9 protein-coding genes, 1 tRNA gene and 1 pseudogene are annotated in these 15,682 nt (G+C 58.9%); 3 read left to right on the forward strand and 8 right to left on the reverse strand.

Annotated elements, in window-relative coordinates:
- Positions 1-193: 193 nt before the first annotated feature.
- The 4 genes from parC to CFB43_RS13275 form a co-directional block, all read right to left on the reverse strand.
- Positions 194-2,515 carry a DNA topoisomerase IV subunit A gene (gene parC / locus CFB43_RS13260; protein ID WP_089495392.1) on the reverse strand — a complete coding sequence of 774 codons (2,322 nt, stop codon included), beginning with the start codon at positions 2,513-2,515 and terminating at the stop codon, positions 194-196.
- 69 nt (positions 2,516-2,584) lie between these two features.
- Positions 2,585-4,567 (reverse strand): DNA topoisomerase IV subunit B, encoded by a 1,983-nt coding sequence (gene parE / locus CFB43_RS13265; protein ID WP_089426056.1) that lies wholly within the window; start codon positions 4,565-4,567, stop codon positions 2,585-2,587.
- A gap of 242 nt (positions 4,568-4,809) precedes the next feature.
- Entirely contained in the window at positions 4,810-6,759 is a 1,950-nt protein-coding gene (locus CFB43_RS13270; protein WP_089495393.1) for an ATP-binding cassette domain-containing protein, read from the reverse strand.
- 318 nt (positions 6,760-7,077) lie between these two features.
- Positions 7,078-7,482 carry a DUF4399 domain-containing protein gene (locus CFB43_RS13275; RefSeq protein ID WP_089495394.1) on the reverse strand — a complete coding sequence of 135 codons (405 nt, stop codon included), beginning with the start codon at positions 7,480-7,482 and terminating at the stop codon, positions 7,078-7,080.
- A gap of 199 nt (positions 7,483-7,681) precedes the next feature.
- On the opposite strand from CFB43_RS13275, the gene CFB43_RS13280 reads away from it, so the two are divergent.
- The 3 genes and pseudogenes from CFB43_RS13280 (at position 7,682) to CFB43_RS13290 (ending at position 9,455) form a co-directional block, all read left to right on the forward strand.
- Positions 7,682-7,864 (forward strand): rubredoxin, encoded by a 183-nt coding sequence (locus CFB43_RS13280; RefSeq protein WP_006478164.1) that lies wholly within the window; start codon positions 7,682-7,684, stop codon positions 7,862-7,864.
- 156 nt (positions 7,865-8,020) lie between these two features.
- Positions 8,021-8,095 (forward strand) — tRNA-Arg (locus CFB43_RS13285).
- Between the two features lie 160 nt (positions 8,096-8,255).
- Positions 8,256-9,455 (forward strand): annotated as a pseudogene (locus tag CFB43_RS13290) (tyrosine-type recombinase/integrase).
- A 119-nt stretch (positions 9,456-9,574) separates the two neighbouring features.
- On the opposite strand, the gene CFB43_RS37680 reads toward CFB43_RS13290, so the two are convergent.
- The 4 genes from CFB43_RS37680 to CFB43_RS37690 are packed head-to-tail and all read right to left on the reverse strand — an operon-like array spanning position 9,575 to position 15,022.
- Positions 9,575-10,303, reverse strand: a complete 729-nt coding sequence (locus CFB43_RS37680; protein WP_144023053.1) for a hypothetical protein — start codon at positions 10,301-10,303, stop codon at positions 9,575-9,577.
- Positions 10,304-11,395, reverse strand: coding sequence for a hypothetical protein (locus tag CFB43_RS37685; RefSeq protein WP_144023054.1), 1,092 nt, complete (start codon positions 11,393-11,395; stop codon positions 10,304-10,306).
- 1 nt (position 11,396) lies between these two features.
- Positions 11,397-13,652, reverse strand: a complete 2,256-nt coding sequence (locus tag CFB43_RS13295; protein ID WP_089495395.1) for a sensor histidine kinase — start codon at positions 13,650-13,652, stop codon at positions 11,397-11,399.
- Positions 13,649-15,022: an Eco57I restriction-modification methylase domain-containing protein gene (locus tag CFB43_RS37690; protein WP_144023055.1), complete on the reverse strand. Its 1,374-nt coding sequence runs from the start codon at positions 15,020-15,022 to the stop codon at positions 13,649-13,651. The genes CFB43_RS13295 and CFB43_RS37690 overlap by 4 nt, the downstream gene beginning before the upstream one ends.
- Positions 15,023-15,682 lie beyond the last annotated feature (660 nt).

A 15,682-nucleotide genomic window follows, 5' to 3' on the forward strand; every position in this document is an offset into this window, starting at 1 on the left:
GAGCGACGTTCGACCGGATTGTCGCCGAGCGGTTCAGACCCCAGGCGCGATTTCACATTATTTTGCAAGTTCCGCGTGACAGCGCCACGCTTGCTTACCCGAATCCCCCTCCAAAAGAAAAGGCCGCACGTCCGCCGAAGCGGAGGTGCGGCCTTCGATCGCGGCTGAACCGGGCGACCGAACGTGCGCAGCGTCAGCCGAGCAGCGGACGCAGTTCGCTGACGACCTTGAGCTTCGTGTCCGGCGCGCGGCCCTTGCGGGCGCGCTTGCCGACGTGCGGCGCCAGCCCTGCATACGACAGCGTCTCGTCCATCGCCTTGCCGCCGCGGCCGGTGCCGATCAGCACGACGCCGGCCGGATCGATCGCGAGCGCCTGCACGAGCGTTTCCTTGTCGTCGAGCGCCATCAGGATCACGCCGCGACCGCCGCCGGACAGCGTCTTCATCTCGTCCATCCCGAACACGAGCAGGCGGCCGCCGCTCGACAGGCACGCGACCTGCGTCGCGTTCGGCAGCACCGGCATCGGCGCGAGCGGCACCGCGCCCGCATCGATCGTCATGAACGCCTTGCCGGCCTTCACGCGGCTCACCATGTCGCCGACCTTCGCGAGGAAGCCGAAGCCGTTGCTCGACGCGAGCAGCAGTTGCTGGTCGGCCGGCGCCGCGTAGTAGTGCATCAGGTGCGAGCCCGATTCGAGCTCGATCAGCGACGTGACGGGCACGCCGTCGCCGCGCCCGCCCGGCAGGATCGACACGTCCACCGAGTACACGCGGCCGCTGCTGCCCCATGCGATCAGGCGATCCGGCGTGCGGCACTGGAACGCCGCGTACAGATGGTCGCCGGCCTTGAACGAGAAGCTGGCCGGGTCGAGCCCGTGGCCCTTCAGCGCACGCACCCAGCCCTTCTGGGACACGACCACCGTGACCGGCTCGTCGACCACCTTCGCCTCGAAGGTCGCGCGCTTTTCCTGCTGGATCAGCGTGCGGCGATCGTCGCCGTACTGCTTCGCGTCGGCCTCGATCTCCTTGATCATCAGCCGCTTCATCGCGCTTTCGTTCGCGAGCAGTTCCTCGAGCTTCGCCTTTTCGTCGCGCAGCGCTTCGAGTTCCTTCTCGATCTTGATCTTCTCGAGCCGCGCGAGCTGGCGCAGCCGGATTTCGAGAATATCTTCCGCCTGCCGTTCGCTGAGCCCGAACGCGCTCATCAGCGCGGCCTTCGGCTCGTCCGACTCGCGGATGATGCGGATCACCTCGTCGATGTTCAGGAAGACGATCATCCGCCCTTCGAGGATGTGGATGCGGTCGTCGACCTTCGCGAGACGATGGCGGCACCGGCGCGTCATCGTCAGCTGGCGGAACTTCACCCACTCGTCGAGGATCGTCAGCAGGCCCTTCTGGCCCGGCCGGCCGTCGGCGCCGATCATCACGAGGTTCAGCGTCGCGTTCGACTCGAGGCTCGTGTACGCGAGCAGCGTGTTCACGAATTCCGTCTGGTCGATCGTGCGCGACTTCGGCTCGAACACGAGCCGCACCGCCGCTTCCTTGCCCGACTCGTCGCGCACCGCGTCGAGCAGGTCGAGCATCGCCTTCTTCGTGTTGAGCTGCTCGGGCGTCAGCGTCTTCTTGCCGAGCTTGAGCTTCGGGTTCGTCAGCTCCTCGATTTCCTCGAGCACCTTCTGGCCCGACGTGCTCGGCGGCAGCTCGGTCACGACGAGCTGCCACTGGCCGCGTGCGAGATCCTCGATCTTCCAGCGCGCACGCACCTTCAGGCTGCCGCGGCCGGTTTCATAGGCCGCCGCGATTTCGGTGTCGCTCGAGATGATTTGCCCGCCGCCCGGGAAATCCGGGCCGGGAATCAGGTTCATCAGCTCCGCGTGCGAGAGCTTCGGATTGCGGATCAGCGCGACCGCCGCGCCCGCGACTTCGCGCAGGTTGTGCGACGGGATTTCGGTCGCGAGGCCGACCGCGATGCCCGACGCGCCGTTCAGCAGCACGAACGGCATGCGGCTCGGCAGCGTCTTCGGCTCCTCGAACGAGCCGTCGTAGTTCGGCATGAAGTCGACCGTACCCTGGTCGATCTCGTCGAGCAGCAGCTTTGCGATCGGCGTGAGGCGGGCTTCGGTGTATCGCATGGCCGCCGCGCCGTCGCCGTCACGCGAGCCGAAGTTGCCCTGCCCGTCGATCAGCGGGTAGCGCAGCGAGAAATCCTGCGCGAGACGCACCAGTGCGTCGTACGCCGACTGGTCGCCGTGCGGGTGGTATTTACCGAGCACGTCGCCGACCACGCGCGCCGACTTCACCGGCTTCGCGTCCGGGCCGAGGCCCATTTCGTTCATCGCGTAGAGAATCCGGCGCTGCACCGGCTTCTGGCCGTCGCACACGTCGGGCAGCGCGCGGCTCTTCACGACGCTGACCGCGTAGCTGAGATACGCCTGCTCCGCGTAGTTGCCGAGCGTCAGCGCGTCGGCGTCCGGTGCATCGGAGCTGGCGAAGAGATCGGAAGTGTTGTCGTCCATCTGAATTCCGTATTCGTAAGTGGCGTGAGGCCGGGCCGGGCGTCAATCCCGGCCGCGCAGGTGTTCGGCTTAGATGTCGGCTTCGACGTCGTTGCCCTTTTCCTCGAGCCAGCCGCGCCGCGCGGCTGCCTCGCCCTTGCCCATCAGCATCGTCATGCGTGCGACGGTCGCCTCGTAGTCGAGCTCGCCGAGCTTCACCGGCATCAGGCGGCGCGTATCGGGGTTCATCGTCGTATCCCACAGCTGCTCGGCGCTCATTTCGCCGAGACCCTTGAAGCGGCTGATGCTCCATTGCGTCTCGCGCACGCCGTCCTTGCGCAGCTTGTCGAGGATCGCCTCGAGTTCGCCTTCGTCGAGTGCATAAAGCTTCTGCGCGGCCTTCTTGCCGCGCGCGGGTGCGTCGACGCGGAACAGCGGCGGGCGCGCGACGCACACATGGCCGCGCTCGATCAGTTGCGGGAAATGCTTGAAGAACAGCGTGAGCAGCAACACCTGGATGTGCGAACCGTCGACGTCCGCATCCGACAGGATGCAGATCTTGCCGTAGCGCAGGTTCGACAGGTCGACGCTTTCATCCGGGCTGTGCGGATCGACGCCGATCGCGACCGAGATGTCGTGCACCTCGTTGTTCGCGAACAGGCGGTCGCGCTCGGTTTCCCACGTGTTCAGCACCTTGCCGCGCAGCGGCAGGATCGCCTGGTATTCCTTGTCGCGGCCCATCTTCGCGGAGCCGCCTGCCGAGTCGCCCTCGACCAGGAACAGCTCGTTGCGCGCGATATCTTCCGTCTCGCAATCGGTCAGCTTGCCGGGCAGCACCGCGACGCCCGAGCTCTTGCGCTTCTCGACCTTCTGGCCCGCGCGCGTACGCGCCTGCGCCTGCTTGATCACGAGTTCGGCGAGTTTCTTGCCGTGCTCGACGTGCTGGTTCAGCCACAGCTCCAGCGCCGGGCGCGAGAACGACGACACGAGCTTCACCGCGTCGCGGCTGTTCAGGCGTTCCTTGATCTGCCCCTGGAACTGCGGATCGAGCACCTTCGCGGACAGCACGAACGACACGCGCGCGAACACGTCTTCCGCGAGCAGCTTCACGCCCTTCGGCTGCAGGTTGTGCAGTTCGACGAAGCTTTTCACTGCCTGGTAGAGACCGTCGCGCAGGCCGGATTCGTGCGTGCCGCCGGCCGGCGTCGGGATCAGGTTCACGTACGACTCGCGCACGAGCGAGCCTTCCTCGCTCCAGGCGACGACCCACGACGCGCCCTCGCCTTCGGCGAAGGTGTCGTCGCCCGAACGCGAATCGGCAAAGCGCTCGCCTTCGAACAGCGGGATCAGCAGCTCGCTGCCGTTCATTTCGTCGAGCAGGTAGCCGCGCAGGCCGTCTTCATACTTCCACGTCTGGCGCTCGCCCGACTTCTCGTTGACGAGCACGACCTCGACGCCCGGCAGCAGCACGGCCTTCGAGCGCAGCAGGCGCTGCAGTTCGCCAAGCGGCAGGTTCGGCGAATCGAAATACTTCGGATTCGGCCACACCTGCACGCGCGTGCCGGATTTCTTCTCGCCGCGGCCCGCGCCCTGCGTCGCGAGCGGTTTCACCACGTCGCCTTCGGCGAAGCCGAGTTCCGCGATCTTGCCGTCGCGCCAGACCGTCACGTCGAGGCGCGTGGCCAGCGCGTTCGTCACCGACACGCCGACGCCGTGCAGGCCGCCCGAAAACGTGTAGGCGCCGCCCGCGGCCTTGTCGAACTTGCCGCCCGCGTGCAGGCGCGTGAATACGATCTCGACGACCGGCACGCCCTCTTCAGGGTGCATGCCGAACGGGATGCCGCGGCCGTCGTCCTCGACCGATACCGACTGGTCGGCGTGCAGCGTGACCGTGATCTGCTTGCCGTAGCCGCCAAGCGCCTCGTCGGACGCGTTGTCGATGACTTCCTGGATGATGTGCAGCGGATTCTCGGTACGGGTGTACATGCCGGGCCGCTGCTTGACCGGCTCGAGACCCTTGAGCACCTTGATCGATGCTTCGCTATAGGCCGCGCTGGGTTTCTTCGTTGACATAGGCGCTGAATTTCGTCATTCATCGGGACGTTGTCCACACCTCGTGTGGATAACGTCGTGGACAAAACGTTGAGTTCCGTAAAAAAGCGAATCGAAACAACGGTGTGCTTGGACTGCTCCGAAAGCGGGCGCGCGGCGTGCGCTGCGCTGCCCGGGACGCGCGGTATTTTACTGGTTCCGCGTGGCACGCCAATCGCGGAATCGCGCGCAGCGGCCCGCCGGCCGCGCGACGCGCCTGCGTTTTACGCGGGCTTGCGCTTCGCTTCGAGCGTTTCCCACCGTTCGAGCGCTTCGAGCAATTCGTCGTCGATCGCCGCGAATCGCTCGGTCAGGCGCGTGCCTTCCTGCGGATCCTTCGCGAAAATCGAGCCGTCCTCGAGCCGCGCATTGATCGTCTTTTGCTCCTCTTCCAGTGCCGCGATCTTCTCCGGCAGCGCATCAAGCTCACGCTGCTCGTTGAACGACAGCTTCACCGTGCGTTGCGTGTTGCGGCCCGCGGCGCTTTTCGCCGCCTCTTCCTTGACGGGCGCGGCTTCCTTGACCGCACGCTTCGCGGCTTCCTGCTGCGCGAGCTGATCCGCGCGCGCGCTCTGGATCTGCCAGTCGCTGAAACCGCCCACGTATTCGCGCCACTTGCCGTCGCCCTCGGCCGCGATCACCGACGTCACGACGTTGTCGAGGAACGCGCGATCGTGGCTGACGAGCAGCACCGTGCCGTCATAGTCGGCCAGCAGTTCCTCGAGCAGCTCGAGCGTCTGGATGTCGAGGTCGTTGGTCGGTTCGTCGAGCACCAGCACGTTGGCCGGACGCGCGAACAGGCGCGCGAGCAGCAGCCGGTTGCGCTCGCCGCCCGACAGCGACTTCACCGGCGAACGCGCGCGTTCCGGCGCGAACAGGAAATCGCCGAGATAGCTCATCACGTGCTTGCGCACGCCGCCGATCTCGACCCATTCGCTGCCGGGGCTGATCGTATCCGCCAGGCTCTTCTCCTGGTCGAGCTGCGCGCGCATCTGGTCGAAATAGGCGACCTGCAGGTTGGTGCCGATGCGCACCGTGCCTTCGTCGGGCTTCAGTTCGCCGAGAATCAGCTTGAGCAGCGTCGTCTTGCCGGCGCCGTTCGGGCCGATGAAGCCGATCTTGTCGCCGCGCATCACCGTCGTCGAGAAGCGATCGACGACCGCGCGGCCGCCGTAGCGCTTCGTCACGTCGGTCAGCTCCGCGACGATCTTGCCGGACTTCTCGCCCTGCGCGACATCCAGCTTCACGTTGCCCAGCGTGTTGCGGCGCTCCGCGCGCTCGTTGCGCATCTGCACGAGCCGCGCGATGCGGCCGACGCTGCGGGTGCGGCGCGCTTCGACGCCCTTGCGGATCCACACTTCTTCCTGCGCGAGCAGCTTGTCGAACTTCTCGTTTTCCACGCGCTCGATTTCGAGCTGCTGTGCCTTGCGCGTCTGGTACGCGGAGAAATTGCCCGGGTATGACAGCAGCCGGCCGCGGTCGAGATCGACGATGCGTGTCGCGACACGGTCGAGGAACGCGCGATCGTGCGTGATGAACAACAGGCCCGCGCGCTGCGCGACGAGCAGTTCTTCCAGCCAGCGGATGCCGTCGAAGTCGAGGTGGTTGGTCGGTTCGTCGAGCAGCAGCACGTCGGGCTGCAGCACCAGTGCGCGCGCCAGCGCGACGCGCTTCTGCATCCCGCCCGACAACGCATCGACGGGGGCATCGACGTCCGCCAGGCCGATCTGCGCGAGCGTCATCGACACGCGCGTGCGCCAGCTCCACGCGTCGTGCGCATCGAGCGACGACTGCAGCGCGTTCATCCGCGCGAGCAGCGCATCGTGCTCGGCGCCTTCGGGGATATCCGCGAGACGGTGCGCGATCGAATCGTATTCCTCGAGCAGTTCGCGTGTGTGCGCGAGCCCCGATGCGACTGCCTCGAACACCGTCGCGCCCGGCTCGAATTCGGGCTCCTGCGGCACGTAGACGGTCACGAGTTCCTGCTGGCGCGTGACCAGCCCGTCGTCGGGCTTCGCGAGCCCGGCGACGATCTTCAGCAGGGACGACTTGCCCGCGCCGTTGCGGCCGATCAGGCCGACGCGCTCGCCGGCTTCCAGCGAGAAATCCGCGTGATCGAGCAACGCGACGTGACCGAACGCGAGCTGCGCGCCGGAAATGGAATAGAGCGACATGGGGAGACGGCGAAGAGAGGAATCGGAAGCGCCCATTGTACCGGTCGCGGGCGGCGTTACCGGCATGGCCGGACGGATAAGGCCGGCAAACGGGTGGGGAGGCGGGTTGGAACGTGCTTTTGGCGGCCGGCAGGCGGGGCGTCGCTCGACGCGCATCGACACAATGCGCTTCGATGGCACGCCGGGTGTGCCCGGCTTCCGGTCGCGGACGCCGGGCATGCGTTCCGGGCAAAACGCCTGCGTCGACCGGACGCCTGCGGCCGGCCGATCGACCATTCCGCGCCGGACGCCTCGGGCGTCCGTACGCGGCACATGCGATTACTTCACGTTGACCGTGATCGTCGAGCTCAATTCGGGGCCGTACGAGCGGTGCATGCCGTCGCCGAACTGCAGCGTCAGCGTGTGCTGGCCGGGCGGCAACTTGATTTCGGTCTCGGTCTGCGCCTTGCCGAAGTGCAGCGAACGCTCGCTCGCGGGGATCACGTCGCCCTTCGGAATCGGCCGGCCGTCGATCAGCAGGTGATGATGGCCGGTATTCGGCGTCATGTCGCCGGCCGGTCGAAGCTCCATTCCTTCGAGCCCGAACTTCACATGCACCGGGTTCGACACCGTCGCTCCCTCGCTCGGTGCTTCGAAATACACGCGCGCCTCGGCCCGCGCCATCGTCGACACGGCCATCGCCGCCACGCATACCGCACCTGCGATCCACTTTCTGTTCAGCATCGCATTCTCCTTATGATTGGACAGCCTCGGAAGCATACACCGCACGCACGGCAGGCGTGTCTCGGTTGCGTTGTTCGCGATGCGTACGTTTAAAACGACGTTGTGGAGCCGTTCGACGAAATTCCGGTACCATTGCGCCTTTCGTCCGCCGGCCAAGCTGCGGACGGCATCACCGGATTTCCATTTTCCCGAGCGCTACATGAGCGAAGTAACCGAATACCAGAGCTGGGTCTGCCTGATTTGCGGGTGGGTCTACAACGAAGCGGAAGGGCTGCCCGACGAAGGCATTCCGGCTGGCACCCGTTTCGCCGACATTCCCGCCGATTGGCGCTGCCCGCTGTGCGATGTGGGCAAGGAAGATTTCGTCGTCGTCGATTTCTGATTCGCTGACACGCTGATTTCCGATCGCGGGTGATGACGCGATCACGCGCGTCGGCATGCATTCCGCCCCGCCGACGCGCCGCGCGTTTGCTATACTCTGCGCGCTGTCCACACTGCCGTCCGGTTCGCGTTTTTCTGCGTTTCCCCGGACATGGCGCTCCCCGTAGTTCAATGGATAGAACAAGCGCCTCCTAAGCGCTAGATACAGGTTCGATTCCTGTCGGGGGGACCAGTCTTCCATCTCGCGCAATCCCCAGAATTCCGGCAACCCGTCATAGCATAAGACTTCGCGGTTTTTTTCAATTCCGTACACGTCCCGGGACGTACTGCGACAGCGGGGGGTATTTGGGGGTATCTCTTGGGGTATCCAAGATACCCCAAGAGATACCCCCATGCCCTTGACCGACAAAGCCGTCAAGAACGCGAAAGAGGGCGACAAGCCTGGGAAGTTGTTCGATGGCGGCGGAATGTTCCTGCTCGTTACCCCGGCTGGTCAGCGCTACTGGCGACTCAATATCGCGTCAACGGCAAGGAAAAGTTGCTGGCACTCGGCGTGTACCCGGAAATTTCACTAGCAGTCGCACGCAAAAAGCGTGACGAGGCACGGGAAAAGCTTGCGGCGGGTATCGATCCCAATGAAGCAAAGAGAGAAGTCAAACGAACGGCGGGCATCGCAGCCGCTAGTTCGTTCGAGGCGGTTGCGCGCGAGTTGTTCGACAATCAGCGCGCAGGATGGAGCGAGACCTACGCTGAGAAAGTCATCCACTCGCTCGAGATCGATGCATACCCGAAGATCGGCTCACGGCCCATCGCCAGCATCGAAGCGCCAGATATGCTGGAGATCATCCGCGCAATCGAAGCACGAGGCGTCCGGGAAACTGCCAAGCGACTACTGCAGCGTTCGCGAGCCGTATTCCAGTACGCCATCATGACTGGCCGCTGCCCCATCCGCCGACATCGATGCGGAAACGATCTTAAAAAAGGGGCTGGCAGTACAGCACATGGCCAGGGTGAAGCCTGGGGAGATTCCGCAGCTCATGCGCGATATCGCGGCCTACCCAGGAGAACCCGTTACTCGGCTTGCGCTAGAATTGATGGCCCTCTCCTTCGTCCGGACGAAGGAAATGATTTGCGCACAATGGTCTGAGTTTGACGAGACCGCTACAGAGTGGCGCATCCCACCAGACAGAATGAAGATGCGGGACTCACACATTGTCCCGCTGTCACGACAAGCGCTGGCAGTATTGAAACAACTCCGGCAGATCAACGGCGATCGGCCAAACGTTTTCTATAGCGTACATGGTCGTGCACCGATCTCGAACAACACTCTGTTGTTCGCGCTTTATCGCATGGGCTACAAGTCGCGAATGACCGGACATGGCTTCCGCGGGCTCGCAGCCACTATGTTGCGTGAGCTTGGATTCAGCCGAGACGTTGTAGACCGCCAGTTGGCGCACGCGGAACGCAACCAGGTTACTGCTGCGTACGTTCACGCCGAGTACTTGCCCGAACGACGCAGGATGATGCAACACTGGGCCGATCATCTAGATAAACTCAAACTGGTTCGCAACGCCCCGCCTTTGCCTCACTGACCGAGCCGCGACCCGCCCACCCAACACACGCTGATGATGCAGTAGTCCCTAAGCCTTATCCGTCCAACAGCAGCTCCCCGCGGGCAGCTGCCTCTCCAGAGCAATCGTCCTCAATTCATCTATGCAACCAACGGATACCAATGACTCGATCTGTAACAACCATGTGCAGCTTCGTCGACAAGCCGCTCTGATCGTGCCCCCGCACCTCGGAGAAACGAACTTTTGGTGATCAGTTGATTGAACGCAGCGCGCACCTCCTTTTCAGAATCTTTAAAAATGAGATGGTCTGCACACAACTGCGAAAAAAAGGAGAAAAAATCCATTTGCGCACAAGGTAGCCGAACATTCCTAAGCATGCCATCGACATTATCCTGAAAATCATCAGGCACAACATACCGCTCTCTCACCAAACTTGCAAGGTCAGCAAAGCTACGCAACTGCATATGGAATGTAGGGTGCCCCAACTCATTTAGAGCGAAATCGTAATGCGCCCCGTACACATGAATCAACGCTTTTTTTGTTCGCCTAAAATAAGCCGCTCGCGTTGAAAAATCATGCGTCAACAATGCTACATCCTTATCAACCGAGTCCTGCCGGACGCTTAATCGACCACCTACCACGATAAACAAGTCTGTCGAATAATTATCTGCCCGCTCGGGCAAATTAAACACCACAGGCTTGAGATCAAATGCAATAATTCCATCTCCCGCATCCGGGTCTTCTGAGAAAACACTATCCCCGTTTTCCGGCCTCACTTCGGCCGCAGCATTAAATTTATTCAATGCTGCAACGACCTCCCCCCACTGAGCAATGAGGCGCCGGCGAACAATACTTGCTTTCGGATTCATTTATATACCAAGAATTGGTGCCCATTCATCGTAAAAATCACGTTCTACGCGGCACAAACGCGCACCCCTTGGGATCCAACTATTTGACCCAACAGAACACTCGCCCTTTTGACACACTACCCGGCGAGTGAAAGGGCACCAGAATCCCCCATTCTTCCCGCTGCATCTACTGCAGCCGTGCAGTGCTAATGGACGCCCCAACTTCACCTCGACCGCGGCTCTATTGAGTTCGCCGTGAGTATCCGCACTAAAATCAGCAGCAAGGCCGGACGCAAACCCCTCTAGCAGCTCATCGACCTTCCAAAGCCAAAAGAAATGATCGAGTTCAGAAAAAGGCCCCGAGTAAGCCGCCTCCGAAAACACCTTGCGCAACTCGCCAATTTCAGAATCACTCGACGCGACGTATGCAGCCAATGCATTTGACGACAAAATCGGACCAGAGAAGCGGAGCACAGAATTCAATAGCAAATGACCGACGATATATCCAAGCAACGATTTTCTTTCTTCGTCACTTGGCTCAATATCATCTGGAGCCGTTCTCATAATCCTGTCGAGCAACGCTCCATTTGCGGTCCCAAAGCGACCGCCGTAAAGCCCAAACTGATCCTCCAGATCAGGAACATCCAGTAGTTCCGCAAGAACAGCTGAGGGACTTCCCTTCTCAAGGATTATCGGATTCGCAGCGAGACGCTCCCTTATCCACTTGAATCCTCGATAAACGCTCGCAATATATTTCGCGGATTCTTCTGGGTCTGTAGGAACCCTCAGCTCAAAAAGATTTGGCTCCTTCGGCAGAGAATTATTATTACCCCGCGAGTAATCGCCGACCGGAATCGCGCGTGCCTGACACCACCCGACGATACTAGAACCAAACAATCCAGTTCGCCCCTTGGAAGTCAAATCATAGTCAGTGACAACCAAGATGGTATTATCATCTACCAGACGATCGAAAACATCCAAAGAATTCGCCTCGTCCTTTGTAGGCTCCCAAGTTCGAATTTCAACTTCGTCTTCGTTAAATAATTTCCCGAGATCCGAAGCAAGCTCATCAAGGAACTTGGTTGTGTCATCAATCAGCAATAAAGAAAACATATTATTCTTGCTCCACTAGTGGAAGCTTAATACGAACGCTTGTAGTAAATCCGGCGGCCGGATCGACTACTTCAGCACGTCCCCCGTACCCCTCAACACCGCGCTTAACAAGGGATAACCCTAATCCCATCCCCGAGCCCAAGGGATCTCGATTTGACGCCGTAGTCGTAAACAACGGATCAAATACCCGCCCCCGGAGCGCGGACGGTATCCCAATCCCAGTATCCGAAACCTCAAGGAAATGCCAATTTTGCTCATTCCAAACTCGAAATGCAATTCGACGTTCACCGTCACCAGACTGAGCCGTCACCGCTTTCAATGCATTTGTATATAAATTTAAAATCAAACCATTATATAAAGACACTGGGACCAGAGGCGCCATAACATCACCATCAGCATCGATGTCAATTGAAATATCGCGATCCGTGGCGTATTTCCCAAAAACTCGAACTGCCTGTTGAATGCGCGGCCTTGCTGGATAAGGCCTCACCGGCCGCGATGATGCCCCGTGAATATACCCCTGAGAATAGGTGACGAATTCACGCAAATTCTCCATATGTTCGGATATTTCAGTAGCAGCCGATTTAAAGCTACTGTCGCGCTTCGCCAACTTCAATAATTGTTGCTGAGCTCGCTCCAATTCCGACAATGCAGTCCCAAACTCATGCGTCATAAACCCGGCAACGACACCGAGCAAACTCATAATTTCCAGCGTAGACTCTCGTTGCCGAGATCGCTCTTCATGTTGCTCCGCAATCGCTTGAGTTTGAGCCAACCGCTTCACTATGCGGACCCGCTCCTCTTTCGCGATCCGTGGATTCGCTTCAATTTCACGGATTGCCTGCTGAGTCTCGCTTCGTAATGTCTGCAGTAGTTCTTCGCGCTCAGAACGCTCAAGCTCTTGTTGAAGCTCCCGATCCGCAGACGCAATAGCTTCGACAGCCCCTCGGATAACGTCCCTTAGACTATTGAACGCTGCATTGCCAACAAATCCCTCACGGTCCGCAGTCGCAATCAAACCTTCGTCTGCATTTTTACTATCTTTCGTGCGCCTTCCGGTCACCTGGACAATACCGACCAATTGCTGTGGGTAGGGCAGTCGCAGCATGTAATTCAGTTGCGTTGACGACTGCGTAGGCTCGTCCATCGGAAAATGCTTTTGTGCGATTGTCGACCTGGGCTCTCTCGAGCGCTTTGCAGTATCTGCCGACAAAAGGAGCCAATCGTCCGATTCGAAGCCATAAGGATGTACTCGAAAAGTTCTATCGAATACCGCAACTCCGGAATGGGCCTTTATCCAACTAAACGCCCTTCTCCCATCCACCGACAAATCAGTAAACGTCCCCTTGCGCCGCGGGAAAAATCTGATGTCGGCATACACCCCTCCAATTGTGTTGGGATATAGGTCATTTATTTCAAAAACAGCATTAGATTGATTTTTACGATACACTGCAAGCCTCAATCGATCCCCTCGAAGCTCCGCGACGGCGCGCAAAACAAAATTATCTAATACTGTTGCCGCGACATCACCATCCTCATCATCTTCGCCATCATCTTCAACATTTTTAATTTTCAGCGAAAAACCAGGATCCTGCTGGTAATCTTGAAGAGTCTTTTTTGACCTCGAAGACACCGGCCTCAACAAAGATTGATAAGGCGTCACAACACCAATTGCAGCCGTTCTTACTGCGTATAAATCAATCGACGATACATTTGAGCGAAGATTACCTATCTGCAGGACTGTGCCCGTAGGCTCATCACCATCAACTCGCTCCAGTCGATAGGGAACTTTGATTTTCCCTAGATCCTCATGCCGATCAAAGTCCGCCCAGTCGAAATCCGCAATAAGCTTGGTTTTTTCGTTCCTCTCCACATCAAAAGCAATAGATTCCAGGTGCAAATTTTTGCCCAGGAAACGTACAGCAAACCTACCGATACCCTTTTCGCCAGTAATAATTCGACCGTATGTACCACTTAATGCTGAAGCTTCCTTCGAACTAGTTCCGACACGCATCCATCCATTTTTAAACGCGGCCAGAGTCATCCCATGACCGGTATCAGAAACAATAATTTGGCCGTCTTCTTGAAGAATTTCGCACGTTGGGGCATCAGCATCATACGAATTCTTGACCAGTTCAAGCAATGCAATTTCCGGCTGCTTCACCAGTCGCTCGCCAAGCTCCCGAAGAATTCGGCTCTCAATTGAGAAACTGAGCGTTCCTTTTCCAAGCAATTCCGGCACGCTTAGATCATTCATTTGGTTTTCGCCCCATTTGAAGCAATCAATTTAAGCAGTGTATTTAATTGATTAATCTCAAGCTTCTTCAAACCATTCGAATGTGGCACAATCGAGTTTGCGAGATTAATTGACCTCAAATTAGCTGCAAATTTCCTGCGCCCTCTTTGAGGCAATCCATACACCCCGCTAACCCCGCCAACCGCGACAGCTTCAATTTTATTCGTCACGATTTTTGGAAATTCACCTCTAAACCCAGTCGCAACAAGTAACCCGGGGACATCCGGCATCTTGAATGCCCACCAGCAATCACGCTTGAGGCAAGTAGATGTTTGATATTTCTCCGCCGGTATTGAATCCAGATATGCCTGCAACCGATGAGACGGCCGTCTATCAGTACGTATCAACCAGCACTTCGCGCCAGTTGACCGAAAATGTTCTTTAAATACCCTTTCATCCAACGTCACATACGCAGCATCCAAGCCACGCAACGACGTGACGCAGGGAACAACGTCTGAATCAATTAACAATCCAGATCGAACTCGCTCCCCCTCTGTCAGCGTCAATACCTCCTGAGTACCCGGGCTGAGTCCTCGTTTTGCGTACACCTTTTCCTCGCGAGTTCCCCTACGCGATGCATATTTGACAACACCTCGGGCACCGCCAGACTCGGTAGGCAGCGACCGAAAACTTCCGTCCGGCGCCTCTTCGAAGAATTTCCAACTTCCAGCATTAGATCGTTTATCGACAATCGTAATCGACGCCGTCGTTAAAACCCGACCAAACGTATCGTCCACCAAACGGTAAACATGCACATCCCATCCCTTATTTCGGATAAATTCACGCAGCGCTTCTGCGGATGGTCGCGACACCCACTCATAAGGAATTACGATTGCCACCAATCCATCTGGTCGAGTACTTGCGAGTCCGAGCAAGAAGAAATATTGCCACGCATTCGCCAACCCCGAAATAGATACCCCTGTCCGAGCAATTAACTCCGACGCCGCCTGCAATCTCCATCCTTTCGGAAGATCTTGATTGCGGACATAGGGTGGATTGCCTATGCATATATCTGCGTCGTCTGTACGAACAGAAAATGCACACTGCGAAATTAACCTTGCTTTCGGGGGTAATGAGGCTGCCCTGCATCGGGTCTCGTCAATCTCGTAGCCAATATACGATTCATATTGCCCACCTCGCGCAAAACGTCCGTCGCCAGCGCCGAAGTCAATGACTTTGCCGACGGCCGCGCGACGCTCACGAATATGCGCCCAAACCGCGCTGACGATTCGAGCGGGCGTGTCGACCTGGCATCTGTCCAGGTAAAGCTCGACCGACTCCCGGGTTCCCCAATCCTCGGTCAGCCTATGCAGGCTAAGGTCCTCATCCATCCAATGGTCCTTGATACTTATACTTTGTTGACGCACCAAACCTACAACGGGTAGTTAACGCCAAGCCCAAAATGTTTGTCAGCATGATACTAGAGCCCACCAAGTGGCTGGGAAATTTCCCCTGTCCGAGGACTGAACCGCACCGAATATTGTGGAGGCTCGAACTCTTGAGAGAATCGAGCCTTGAACAAGAAGCCAATCAAGTTCTCATCGGAAGTCCGGAAGCGCTCAGTGCGTCTGATACACAAGCAGCGTAGCGAGCACCCGTCGATGTGGGCTGAGGACGCGCCGTGGATGGAACTGTAGGCAGAGTGATACGCCCCCTTCCATAGACACAGCTTCTTGCGAGACCCTGTCCATCTCCCGCGAGGCCATTCCCGTAGAGGCGATGCGCATCCGACCGGCGGTCGCTGCCCGCCACCTCCAACTCTTCTACACGTCCGGCCGATCAAAATCAGTGTTTGGCCCCATCGGTCATCAATACAATCTCCCTGGCTGCAGGCTGGCACCATAACCCAGTGAAGTACGCAAACTGGACCAGCCATCCTCATGGCCACTTTCCCACGACCAAGTACCGCAACGACGGCGACGAAAAGCGTCTGACGTCGAAGCAGATCGGGAAGCATCGGCAGGCCACCTGCACCCCAGATCGTCGCGCTT

This window comes from Burkholderia sp. AU15512, assembly GCF_002223325.1.
Classification (GTDB): domain Bacteria; phylum Pseudomonadota; class Gammaproteobacteria; order Burkholderiales; family Burkholderiaceae; genus Burkholderia.

What these genes read in the sequence shown, in the direction of transcription:
- CFB43_RS13270 (WP_089495393.1), bottom strand. Translation starts at nt 6,759, where the DNA reads ATGTCGCTCTATTCCATTTCCGGCGCGCAGCTCGCGTTCGGTCACGTC.
- CFB43_RS13280 (WP_006478164.1), top strand. Translation starts at nt 7,682, where the DNA reads ATGAGCGAAGTAACCGAATACCAGAGCTGGGTCTGCCTGATTTGCGGG.
- parE (WP_089426056.1), bottom strand. Translation starts at nt 4,567, where the DNA reads ATGTCAACGAAGAAACCCAGCGCGGCCTATAGCGAAGCATCGATCAAG.
- parC (WP_089495392.1), bottom strand. Translation starts at nt 2,515, where the DNA reads ATGGACGACAACACTTCCGATCTCTTCGCCAGCTCCGATGCACCGGAC.
- CFB43_RS13275 (WP_089495394.1), bottom strand. Translation starts at nt 7,482, where the DNA reads ATGCTGAACAGAAAGTGGATCGCAGGTGCGGTATGCGTGGCGGCGATG.
- CFB43_RS37685 (WP_144023054.1), bottom strand. Translation starts at nt 11,395, where the DNA reads ATGTTTTCTTTATTGCTGATTGATGACACAACCAAGTTCCTTGATGAG.
- CFB43_RS37680 (WP_144023053.1), bottom strand. Translation starts at nt 10,303, where the DNA reads ATGAATCCGAAAGCAAGTATTGTTCGCCGGCGCCTCATTGCTCAGTGG.
- CFB43_RS13295 (WP_089495395.1), bottom strand. Translation starts at nt 13,652, where the DNA reads ATGAATGATCTAAGCGTGCCGGAATTGCTTGGAAAAGGAACGCTCAGT.
- CFB43_RS37690 (WP_144023055.1), bottom strand. Translation starts at nt 15,022, where the DNA reads ATGGATGAGGACCTTAGCCTGCATAGGCTGACCGAGGATTGGGGAACC.